Origin of the sequence: Streptomyces sp. NPDC058457, assembly GCF_042720695.1 — a bacterium.
Taxonomy (GTDB): Bacteria; Actinomycetota; Actinomycetes; order Streptomycetales; family Streptomycetaceae; genus Streptomyces.
The window spans coordinates 42,543-53,358 of the sequence record NZ_JBHXLU010000083.1; the positions used below are offsets into that span (position 1 = coordinate 42,543).

General features: G+C 70.1%; 8 protein-coding genes, 1 tRNA gene and 1 pseudogene. 5 read left to right on the plus strand and 5 right to left on the minus strand.

Going from position 1 to position 10,816, the window contains the following annotated elements; genetic code table 11:
- Positions 1–47 precede the first annotated feature (47 nt).
- From sucC to ACFWPS_RS41825, 3 genes are read left to right on the plus strand one after another with little or no spacing between them, the layout of a single operon-like run.
- Positions 48–1,178, plus strand: coding sequence for an ADP-forming succinate--CoA ligase subunit beta (gene sucC, locus ACFWPS_RS41815; protein ID WP_383715945.1), 1,131 nt, complete (start codon positions 48–50; stop codon positions 1,176–1,178).
- A gap of 11 nt (positions 1,179–1,189) precedes the next feature.
- Positions 1,190–2,086: a succinate--CoA ligase subunit alpha gene (gene sucD / locus ACFWPS_RS41820; RefSeq protein ID WP_383715948.1), complete on the plus strand. Its 897-nt coding sequence runs from the start codon at positions 1,190–1,192 to the stop codon at positions 2,084–2,086.
- 3 nt (positions 2,087–2,089) lie between these two features.
- Entirely contained in the window at positions 2,090–3,625 is a 1,536-nt protein-coding gene (locus ACFWPS_RS41825) for an aldehyde dehydrogenase family protein (RefSeq protein ID WP_383715951.1), read from the plus strand.
- On the opposite strand, the gene ACFWPS_RS41830 is transcribed toward ACFWPS_RS41825, so the two are convergent.
- On the minus strand, positions 3,615–4,532 hold the full coding sequence (locus ACFWPS_RS41830; protein ID WP_383715954.1) for an LLM class flavin-dependent oxidoreductase: 918 nt from the start codon (positions 4,530–4,532) through the stop codon (positions 3,615–3,617). The genes ACFWPS_RS41825 and ACFWPS_RS41830 overlap by 11 nt on opposite strands.
- 61 nt (positions 4,533–4,593) lie before the next feature.
- Between ACFWPS_RS41830 and ACFWPS_RS41835 the strand changes: the two genes are divergently transcribed.
- Positions 4,594–5,019 (plus strand): MarR family winged helix-turn-helix transcriptional regulator, encoded by a 426-nt coding sequence (locus ACFWPS_RS41835; protein WP_383715956.1) that lies wholly within the window; start codon positions 4,594–4,596, stop codon positions 5,017–5,019.
- 137 nt (positions 5,020–5,156) lie between these two features.
- Positions 5,157–5,241 (plus strand) — tRNA-Leu (locus ACFWPS_RS41840).
- Positions 5,242–5,393: 152 nt separating this feature from the next.
- On the opposite strand, the gene ACFWPS_RS41845 is transcribed toward ACFWPS_RS41840, so the two are convergent.
- From ACFWPS_RS41845 to ACFWPS_RS41860, 4 genes and pseudogenes are all read right to left on the minus strand, one after another.
- Entirely contained in the window at positions 5,394–6,059 is a 666-nt protein-coding gene (locus tag ACFWPS_RS41845) for a recombinase family protein (protein ID WP_383715968.1), read from the minus strand.
- Between the two features lie 76 nt (positions 6,060–6,135).
- Positions 6,136–6,495: pseudogene (locus ACFWPS_RS41850) on the minus strand (recombinase family protein); the annotation flags it as partial.
- Between the two features lie 1,128 nt (positions 6,496–7,623).
- Positions 7,624–10,191 (minus strand): tetratricopeptide repeat protein, encoded by a 2,568-nt coding sequence (locus ACFWPS_RS41855; RefSeq protein ID WP_383715959.1) that lies wholly within the window; start codon positions 10,189–10,191, stop codon positions 7,624–7,626.
- Complete coding sequence (locus ACFWPS_RS41860; RefSeq protein WP_383715962.1) at positions 10,188–10,622, minus strand: hypothetical protein; 435 nt, start codon at positions 10,620–10,622, stop codon at positions 10,188–10,190. Before ACFWPS_RS41860 ends, ACFWPS_RS41855 begins: the two co-directional genes overlap by 4 nt.
- Positions 10,623–10,816 lie beyond the last annotated feature (194 nt).

A 10,816-nucleotide genomic window follows, 5' to 3' on the forward strand; every position in this document is an offset into this window, starting at 1 on the left:
TGGGTGGTGTCCAGGGGGCGTGCGGCACTTTTAAGACAGGAGCCGAAATGGACCTGTACGAACACCAGGCAAGGGAACTCTTCGAGGAACACGGCATCGTGGTGCCGAGGGCGGAGGTCACCGACTCGCCCAAGGAGGCCCGGGAGATCGCCCGCCGGCTCGGCGGCAGGGTCGTAGTGAAGGCGCAGGTCAAGACCGGTGGCCGAGGCAAGGCGGGCGGTGTGAAGCTCGCCGCCGACCCGGCCGCGGCGGAACTCACGGCGCGTCAGATTCTCGGCATGGACATCAAGGGGCACCGGGTCGGCAAGGTGATGCTGGCCCAACCCGTCGACATCGAGAGCGAGTTCTACGTCTCCTACGTCCTCGACCGGGCGGCCGGCGGCTTCCTGGCGATCGCCTCCGCCGAGGGCGGCATGGAGATCGAGGAGGTGGCCGCGACCCGGCCGGAGGCGGTGGCACGGGTCCCTGTCGACGCCGCGCTCGGCGTCACCTCCGCCAAGGCCCAGGAGATCGCCGCGGCCGCCGGACTGCCGCCGCAGACCGTCGACGTCCTGGTACGGCTGTGGCAGGTGCTGGTCCGCGAGGACGCGCTTCTCGTCGAGGTGAACCCGCTCGTGCGCACCCAAGAGGGCCGGATCCTGGCGCTCGACGGCAAGGTCACCCTTGACGACAACGCCCGCTTCCGGCAGGCCCGTTGGGGCGCCGACGAGGCCGGGCACCCCGACCCGCTGGAGGCGGCGGCCGCCGCGAAGGGGCTCAACTACGTCAGGCTCGACGGCGAGGTCGGCATCATCGGCAACGGCGCCGGCCTGGTGATGTCCACCCTGGACGTGGTGGCCGGCTGCGGCGCACGGCCCGCCAACTTCCTGGACATCGGCGGCGGGGCGTCCGCCCAGATCATGGCCGACGGACTCTCGGTGATCCTCTCCGACCCGGCCGTGAAGTCCGTCTTCGTCAACGTCTTCGGCGGGATCACGGCATGCGACGCGGTCGCCGACGGCATCGTGCGGGCCCTGGAGACCGTCCGGCTGACCAAGCCCCTGGTGGTCCGCCTCGACGGCAACAACGCGGCACGCGGCCGGGCGATCCTCGACGGCCGTGCGCACCCGCTGGTCGAACAGGCCGCCACCATGGACGGCGCCGCCCGCCGCGCCGCCGAACTCGCCCACACCGCCTGAGGAGTTCTGTCATGGCGATCTACCTCACCAAGGAGAGCAAGGTCCTCGTCCAGGGCATGACCGGCGGCGAGGGCATGAAGCACACCCGGCGGATGCTCGCGGCCGGCACGGACGTCGTCGGCGGGGTCAACCCGCGCAAGGCCGGGCAGACCGTGGATTTCGACCACCGGGCCGTCCCGGTCTTCGGCACCGTCGCCGAGGGCATGGCGGCGACCGGCGCCGACGTCAGCGTCGTCTTCGTGCCGCCCGCCTTCGCCAAGGCGGCGGTGCTGGAGGCGGCCGACGCCGGCATCGGGCTGGCGGTGGTGATCACCGAGGGCATACCGGTCCACGACTCGGTGGCCTTCGCCTCGCACGCCCGGGCCAGGGGCACGCGGATCATCGGGCCCAACTGCCCGGGGCTGATCACCCCCGGCCAGTCCAACGCGGGCATCATCCCCGCCGACATCACCAAGCCCGGCCGGATCGGACTCGTCTCCAAGTCGGGCACGCTGACCTATCAACTCATGTACGAGTTGCGGGACATCGGCTTCTCCACCTGCGTGGGCATCGGCGGCGACCCGGTCGCCGGGACGAGCCACATCGACTGCCTGGGCGCCTTCCAGGACGACCCGGACACCGAACTCGTCGTCCTCATCGGGGAGATCGGCGGCGACGCGGAGGAACGGGCCGCCGCCTACATCCGGGAGCACGTCACCAAACCCGTCGTCGGATACATCGCCGGGTTCACCGCACCCGAGGGCCGCACCATGGGCCACGCGGGTGCCATCGTCTCCGGTTCGGCCGGCACCGCGCGGGCCAAGCAGGAGGCGCTGCAGGCGGTCGGGGTGCGGGTGGGGAGCACGCCGACCGAGACCGCCCGGCTGGTCCTGGAGCTGCTCGACGCCCGTCGGCCGGAAGGGAACTGAACCATGGCTCTTGTCGAGAAACCCGGCACCGCCTGGGACGACGCCTGGCGGCGCTGTCTCGCCGTCGCCCCCGAGGCCTTCCGGGACGACCGTGTCCTCAACCTCTGGGCCGCCGCCTGGCGGCCCGACGGCCGCCCGCTGCCCGCGACCAGCCCCGTCGACGGCAGCCCCATCGCAGGCGCTCCGCGTCTGGACCGGGACACCGCCCGCCGGGCCGTCCGCGCCTGCCTCGACCAGCACCGCGCCTGGCGGCACGTGGCCCTGGCGGAGCGCCGGGCCAGGGTGGCCGCCACCCTGGACGCCCTGACCGAACACCGCGAACTCCTCGCCCTCCTCCTCGTCCGCGAGATCGGCAAGCCCTGGCGGCTCGCCCAGGCGGACGTCGACCGGGCGATCGACGGGGTGCGCTGGTACGTCGACGGCATCGAGCCGATGCTCACCGGGCGGGCCCCGCTGGACGGGCCGGTGTCCAACATCGCCAGCTGGAACTACCCGATGAGCGTGCTCGTTCACGCGGTACTGGTCCAGGCTCTGGCGGGCAACGCGGTGGTGGCGAAGACCCCGACCGACGGCGGGGTCGCCTGTCTCACCCTGGCCTGCGCGCTGGCCGCCCGGGAGGGCCTGCCGGTGACACTGCTCAGCGGCAGCGGGGGCGAGCTGTCGGAGGCGCTGGTGCGGGCGCCGGAGATCGGCTGCGTCTCCTTCGTCGGCGGCCGGGACACGGGGGCGGCGGTGGCCACGGCCGTCACCGACCTCGGCAAGCGGCACGTACTCGAACAGGAGGGACTCAACACCTGGGGCATCTGGAACCTCACCGACTGGACCGCGTTCACCGCCGTCGTCCCCAAGCTCTTCGACTACGGCAAACAGCGCTGCACCGCCTACCCGCGCTTCGTCGTCCAGCGCGAGCTGTTCGACGAGTTCCTCGCCGCCTACCTCCCGGCGGTCCGCGGCCTGCGGATCGGCCACCCGCTCGCCGTCGCCGACCCCGACGACCCGCTCCCCGAACTGGACTTCGGGCCGGTGATCAACGCGGCCAAGGCCAAGGACCTGACCGACCAGGTCGCCGAGGCCGTCGACCGCGGCGCGGTCCCGCTGCACCGCGGCAGCCCGGCCGACGCCCGCTTCCTGCCGGGCCAGGACACCGCGTCGTACGTCCACCCGGTCACCCTCCTCAACCCGCCCCCGTCCTCCCCGCTCCACCACGCGGAACCCTTCGGCCCGGTCGACACGATCGTCCTGGTCGACACCGAGGCCGAACTGCTCGCCGCCATGAACGCGTCCAACGGCGCGCTGGTCGCCACGCTCTCCACCGACGACGAGACCACCTTCGGGCGGCTGGCCCCGCAGATCCGTGCCTTCAAGGTCGGCCACGGAAAGCCACGCTCCCGCGGCGACCGCGACGAACTGTTCGGCGGCTTCGGCGCGTCCTGGCGGGGGGCCTTCGTCGGCGGGGAGTTGCTGGTGCGGGCGGTGACACAGGGACCGGCGGGGGAGCGGCTGCCCGGGAACTTCCCGGAATACCAGCTCATGCCGTGACGGCGGTGAGCACCGGGGTGATGACCTCCTCGGCGAGCCGGTGGACCACCCCCTGCGGATAGGGGCGCGGCAGGCTCAGCACGACGTGGTTCATCCCGGCACGCACCAGGGCGGTGACCGTGGCACGGGTCGCCGCCGGGTCGTCGTACGACACCAGGACCTGGACCGAGCGGACGATCTCCGCCGGATCCCGGCCCAGTTCGGCGCAGTGCGCGTCCAGCACCCCGGCCCGTTCGGCGACGAACTCCACGGTGTTGTGCGGCGGCCCCGGCACGTTCCAGACGTCCGCGTGCTCGGCGGCCAGCCGCAGCAGCCGGGTGCCCCAGCCGCCGATCAGCAGCGGGGGCCCCGGGCGCTGCACGGGCCTGGGCTCGTTGCGCGTCCCGCTGAGCCGGTAGTACGCCCCCTCGAAGTCGAAGACCTCCCGGGTCCACATCAGCTTCAGGATCCGTACGGTCTCGTCGAGCCGGGCGATGCCCTCGGCCGGCGACACGAGCGTGAGGCCGTACGCCTCGTACTCCGCGACCGCCGGATTCTCACCGGCCATCCCGCCCGCCCCCGGCGGCTGATGCGTCCCGCCGACGCCCAGCCCCAGGACCAGCCGCCCACCGGAGATCACGTCCACGGTGGAGGCCATCTTGCCGAGCAGGGCGGGCGGCCGGATCCGGTTGCTCGTCACCAGCAGACCGAGCCGCAGCCGCCGGGTCTGCGCGGCCAGCGCGGCGAGCAGCGTCCAGCCCTCGTGGACGGCACCGCTCTTCGGCCCGGCGACGGGCAGCAGGTGGTCCCAGAGCCAGGCGTCCGCGATCTCGGGTATCGCGTCGGCCTCCTGCCAGACGCGGCGGATGTCGTCGTAGGGGACGTGCATGGGCGTGGTCTTGATGCCGAAACGAACGGTCGTCGTCATAACCGTCAGCATATGGGATCGTCAGTCATCATGACGATCAGTTTTGGATATCGTCTACGGTGTGACCAGTGATCCTCTTGAAGCCCGGCTGGGCTACCTGCTCAAGCACGTCCAGGCCGAACTGGCGCGGACGTCGGCCGAGGCGCTCGCGCCGTACGGCATGGACGGGCACGAACTGGCGGTGCTGGTGGTGCTCGCCGGGCCCGAGCGGCTGTCGCAGATCGAGGTGGCGGGGCGGCTGGGGGTGGACCGGACGACGATGGTGGCGCTCCTCGACGGTCTGGAGCAGCGCGGGCTGGTCGAGCGCCGGCGCAGCCCGCAGGACCGGCGGCGCAACATCGTCGAGCTGACCGATGCCGGGCGTGAGCGGATGGGGCGGGCCGAGGAGGCGCGGCTGGCGGCCGAGCGGCGGTTTCTGGCGCCGCTGGACGATCCGACGGCCGCGACACTGGTCCGGGCCCTGCGTGCGCTGCTGCCCGGGCGGTAGCACGCCGGATACGCACGGTGAGGGGGCGCCGACCTGCGGGTATACCGACGGAAACGCAGGTGAAAGGCACTCCGAAAGCTTGGTATTGTTGTCCATGTCGCCGCGGGGAACACCCCCGGCCAGGCGGCAGACACCTGGTCCGGGTGGCGGAATGGCAGACGCGCTAGCTTGAGGTGCTAGTGCCCTTTATCGGGCGTGGGGGTTCAAGTCCCCCCTCGGACACACCATTGCCCCCTGGGTCCCGTTTCATGGGCAGGGCAGATCGGCACCCGCCTCCGGCTTCCGGCCGGGCGCGGGTGTTCTGTCGTTTCGGCGGGCTTGTGACTTCCTCCTTTATGCGCTTGCGGCGCTTGCGTGTGCTGCTGCGGTGCCGGTCAGTCGATGGCGATCCTTTCTCCTTGTGGGGTGTCCGCTGTCAGGGTCCGGGTGGTCGGGTCGAAGATCATGGATATCGACTCGGCGCGGAGGTACTCGACGGCGGCGGCCGGTGTCGGTGGAGCTGCTGTTTCGTTCAGCTCGGCCGCGTGGTCGGTGAGGCGGATGATCAGGGCGGGCAGGCGGGGCAGGACCTGGTCTTCGCGGATGTACGCGTTGGGCGTCCGGTGGGGGAGCGGCGGGGTGGCGCTGGAGTGGCCGTGCCGGCAGCGGTAGGCGGGGCGGTGGGTCCAGTGGGAATCCATGCGACGCCCGCACATTGCGCAGCGCAGTAGTCCCGCCAGGGTGTACGTCCGTCCCGGTGCCGTCTGCCGGGCGGCGCGAGTGTGCTGGACGGTGACGAAGTCGGCCTCGCTGACCAGTGCCGTGTGTGCTGGTGTCGTTGAGATGATCCAGTCGGTGGGGGCGTTCCAGCGCATCACGTCGCGGTGGCCGAGGCTGGTGTTGGCGGGGTCGATGAGGTCGTGGTCGGTGCGCTGCCGGTTCCAGACCTGGTGGCCGGTGTAGCGGGGGTTGGCCAGGATGGTGCGCACTGTGGTGAGGATCCACCGCTGGTTGGTCGGGTGGGGGTTGCGGCCCGGGTCGGCGGCGGAGGGGCTGGGTATACCGGCATCGTTGAGGGCGCGTCATCGCGCTGCGGACCCGGATGCGGGCGCGGGTGATCTCCCGTTCGGAGAGGATGCCGAGGAGGATCACGAGTTCTTCCTGGCCGGCGATCTGCGGGTCGATGGCGCCGCCCGGTTCCGGCACCCACACCTCAACCCCGTAATGCTCGAAGAGCGGGGCCATGGCGGCGAACTGTTTGCCGTAGAAGGCGCGTTCGCTGGCGCCGACGATGACCGCATCGAAGTCCCGGTCTGGATCGGCCATCGCGGCGAGCAGCGCGGCTGCTTGCGGACGGCGGGCCCAGGGCACGGTCCGGCTGCGGCCGACGTCGAAGTACTCGGCGACGATCCGCCCGTGCCCGGACGCCAGCGCCTGGGCGCCCAGCAGCTGCCAGGCTCGTGATGTGGCCGGGTCCTGGTGGTCCTCGGTGGACACCCGTCCGTAGAACGCAAACCGCAGGCCAACCGAGTTCGGACGGACGGTGGGGACAGCGTGCAGGGTGGAATCGTGAGCCCACCGGGTCAGGACCCCGTGGCCCGCCGACGGGTCAGGCGTCTGTCGGGCTAGGGACGGTTGACCCGAAGGAGTGAAGATCGGGACGCTCCGCAGTCACGGAATGGACCCGAGGCGCTCAGGCTTCGACGCGGTCCGCGCATAGAGCGAGAGAGCCCCAGACTGCGCCAAGAGCTGCGTCGGAACACGCTGTCCAGGAGGAGCCGCATCGGTCGGCGCCGCGGAAGCACCTTTCGTGTCGGAGCTGTGGGGGACAGAACCCGGCGTATAGCCCGACTCGTCTGCCGCTACCTGCGGCTTTGCATGGGAAAGGGCTTCTGATCTGGGACGGAGGCCCTTTCCGGTCTTTCAAGGGCTTGCTGCGTTAGGCGGCGGAAAGTCCCTCGGATGTCCCTCAGACAGAGCTGAAAGTCCCTGAAAAGTCCCAGGAGCGGAAGGGCGGGTGACGCCTCTGAGCTGGTTCGGATCGATGGAGCGTGACGTTGTTGCTCTACTGTCACCCCCTCTTCTGCTCGTCTGGGAGTGTCGGGTCAGGCCTGCGTACTTGGTCTCGTGTCGGTGGACGGCCTGGGGACAGGCGGTGTGTGACACCCCGTCAGGCGCCTATCGCTGCCCTTGGACCGACGGGTGAATGGGACTGTCTTCGATGCGGCGATTGGCAGTGGCGGGACTCCCCGATCCTGACAGGTCTCACGTCCGTTTTGGGTCCGGTCGTTAATCACGGCTGTGGGCAGACTCAGTAGCCGATTGGGGTACGGGGGTCGAAGGATCGGCCGGTGGGCCGCGCTGCCGCTTGTTGTCCCGGGAGGCAGGATGTTCCGCGCACGTGTGGGTTGCGCCCATGGACCAGCGCCGCAGCACGCACGGCTACGTCCCAAGGGCGTCTGCCACACCCTCGGCACCGGCACCGAGCCGCGGCATGTCGGCACATCGAAGGCATGTTTCTCCAGGGCTGAGACCGCGCCAAGGCGCACACGTCGCCGAGTGAAGATCACCGACAGCGTCATTTCCTTGGGGTGGCCCTTACTTCCGGGTGTTCGAGAAGCTCCGTCACTTCGGTGTGGACCATCGAGCTGTACGAGAACCTGCCGAGCTGGCCAGGAGTGAAGCAGCTCTGCTGTAGACACCAAGGGCCTGCTGTTGCTTTCCAGCGCAGGCCAGCGCGCGAGCGAGGTTGTGCAGAGCTCTTCCCTCCTCGCCCTGGTTGCCGACCTCGCGCAGAATCTCGGCAGCCCGGGTGTGGGCGTCGATGGCCGGCTCGAAGCTGTTGAGGCCCTGGAGGGCTCCACCAAGGTTGTTGAGTGCCTCGCCCGCTTGGCCGCGGCTCCCGTGTTCTTCGAGTAGAGGAATGCATGTTCGGTAGATATCGGCGGCTTCGTCGAACTGGTCGGCCTCCAGCAGCGCGACCCCGAGGCCGAAGAGGGCCTGGCCTTCGTCATATGGGGTGCCGACCTCGTGGGAGAGGGCCAGCTCTCGCCGATGCGCGTCTATTGCCTGTTCGGGCCTGCCGAGCCGGGTCAGAGATCGACCGAGGTTGCCGAGGGCCTGGCACTCGCCGTACCGGTCACCGATTTCCTGGCAGATCCCCAGGTCTGCTTGCTGGGCTTCTACTGCCTGCTCATACATCCCAAGATCCGAGAACAGCCCTCCCACGTGGCCGAGGGCCATGGCTTCGCCCTGGCGGTCACCAGCCTGCTGGAGTGCCGCGCCGGCGCGGAGGAGGGTGTTGAGCGCCTCCTCGATCCGGCCTGCCTGAGCAAGCGCGGCGCCCAGGGAGGCGAGTATTCGGCCTGCTGGTGCACCCGCTTGCTCGAAGCAGTCGAGGGCGCTGGTGTGGGCGTCGATGGCCTCATCGAACCGGCCTGTTTGCACAAGCGCCGTACCGAGGGTGTCCAGTGCCATGCCTTCACGCCGCCGGTCCCCAAGGTGTCGGGCGGCCGCTCGGCACTGCCCGCAGGTTTCGACGGCTTCTTCGAATCTTCGGGCCCCGCTGAGCGCGGTGCCCAGATTGCCGAGCAGCATTGCCCGATTGAGCTCCACAATTGACCGGGCGTGCTCGAAACCGTCGGAAGACATGGCACCGGCTTCGTGCTGGGGTGTGTGGTCGGCGCTGCGGGCACGGTTGTCGATGAACTGCTGGATCCGTGTCACGTGCTCGAGCGCGGAGCACGTGACGCCGATCCAGTCGTCGAAGTATCGGCGTCGGTCGAGGAAGCGGGCGAGGCTGAGCGCAAGGCCGATGCCGAGGAGAGGATCGCCTGCGCTGCCGGCGTCGGTGGCGATCGCGACAAGGTTGCGGTGTTCGGCATCCAACCAGGCCAGTGCCTGGACGGCGTCGGCGAACCGCGGCGAGCCCCGGCCATCGGCGTCCAGATGCGAGTCGGCGGAAGCCGCCGTGTTCTGGTAGTGGCTGCGGAGCCGGTTCACCGCCGCATCCCGGTCGTCGTCGCCATCGGCGCGCCCCAGTTCGTCGGCGTAGAGCCGGACCAGGTCGTGCAGACGCCAGCGACCCCAAGTGTTCCCGGGTTCGATCAAGTGAGCGCGGGCGAGATGCTGGAGGAGTTCCTCCGTCGTGGGGAGGTCAGCCTGCGTCAGCCGGGCTGTGGCCTCTGTGGAGATGTCGGGCCCGGGGTTGAGCGGCAGCAGCCGCAGGAGGAGGGCGTGTTCGTGGTCCAGGCGTTGGTAGGACAGGTCGAAAGCGGCGCGTACGGCACGGTCCTCGTGCCGTAAGCGCTGCAGGCGCGTGTGGGCTGCTTCCAGGGCCTGGCGAAGGGACGACAAAGGCCGGGCGGGGCTGTCCGCGAGCAGCGCGGCGGCGATGCGCAGGGCCAGCGGCAGGCCGGCGCACAACGCGGCGACGGCGGCGGCGTCCTCGGGTGTGTCCTGCACGCGGGTGTCGTCGGGACCGCGAGCGTGTTGGAGGGCTTGGCCGAGTAGTTCCACAGAGGCGTGCTCGTCGAGGACACCGAGGTCGTGGAGGCGTGCATCGAGGTCGAGGGTGTGGCGGGACGTGATCAGGCATGCCGTGATGCCGTCGGAAGGCAGTAGGGGACGGGCCTGCTCGGCGGTGGACACATTGTCGATGACCATCAGAACCCGGCGTCCCGCCTTGGCGAAGGCGGCGAGTACGCTGCGGTAGAGGCGAGAGCGGTCTTGCAGGTCCGGGGGGATGTGTTCGCTCGGGATCCCCAAGGCCCGTAACAGTCCGTCGAGGGCTCGCTCGGGCGGGAGCCGGCGTTCCGGGTCGTACCCGAACATGTCGACGAACAGGACCCCGCCGGGGAACCACCGGTCGACCTGCAGTGCCCGCGTGGCGGCCTGTACGACGAGTTCTGTCTTGCCGATGCCGGCCAGGCCGGCCACCGCGGTGACGAGTCCCCGCTGCTGGTGGGCGCCGGGGTCCAGGGCCTGGAGCAGGTCTGCAACCTCTCTCTCGCGGCCGGTGAAGGTGGATGAGGCAGGTGGCATCCCGGACAGCGCAGGAACGATCTTCTCTGGGAGGTGGACGTTGACGACCTGGCCCTGGATCACCTCATGGAAGAAGACTCCGCCGCTGATCTCGTTGTGCACCGCTTGCTGTGCCCCGTGCCGTCCGGATGCGTCGGCCATGCCGGTCATCTCGGTGGCTCCGGCGTGCGCGGCCCGGTCGCGGGTGGGGGCGAGGTGAGGGTGAGGCCGGAGAAATCCCTGCCCTGCTGGACGGTGCCGTGGAAGGTGCCACCGCTGATCTCGTTGTGGACCTCGCCCCCGGTGCGCACCAACTGCGCTTCCTCGTGCCACTCCTGCAGGTCGGTCCCGAAGTCCGGATCCAGCGCTGCCCGTACAGCGAGCGCGGTGCTCAGCGCCTGGGCGCGCGCCGCGTCACCCGGAGCGCGCACCAGCGCCGCCAACTCCGTTTCTCCGGAACTGATCGCGTCGCCTTGCCCGCTGTCCCGTTGGCGGAAGGGCCGGTGTACGAGTGCGCTCAGCCCCGCCCACAGCTGCCGGCCGATCTCCCCGCCCGCTCCGCCCGCCAACGCCGCCAGCAGCCCTACCGATACCGGATCCACCACACACCCCCTGGACTCCGCACCCCGTTGCCGCGCTATAGCCGACTCAGGCCAGGACACACGTCGTAACGACGGGATACCGCGATCGGACACCTACCATGACGGCGCCCACGACGCTCACGGTTGCAACGGCGTCATCGACGGTCAACAACGGGGTCTGCTGCAGGTTTGGGTGACAGGTCAAACCTGTCACC

Excerpts from the sequence above, each read along its gene's own strand:
- sucC (WP_383715945.1), top strand. The coding sequence starts at position 48 with ATGGACCTGTACGAACACCAGGCAAGGGAACTCTTCGAGGAACACGGC.
- sucD (WP_383715948.1), top strand. The coding sequence starts at position 1,190 with ATGGCGATCTACCTCACCAAGGAGAGCAAGGTCCTCGTCCAGGGCATG.
- ACFWPS_RS41830 (WP_383715954.1), bottom strand. The coding sequence starts at position 4,532 with ATGACGACGACCGTTCGTTTCGGCATCAAGACCACGCCCATGCACGTC.
- ACFWPS_RS41855 (WP_383715959.1), bottom strand. The coding sequence starts at position 10,191 with ATGACCGGCATGGCCGACGCATCCGGACGGCACGGGGCACAGCAAGCG.
- ACFWPS_RS41825 (WP_383715951.1), top strand. The coding sequence starts at position 2,090 with ATGGCTCTTGTCGAGAAACCCGGCACCGCCTGGGACGACGCCTGGCGG.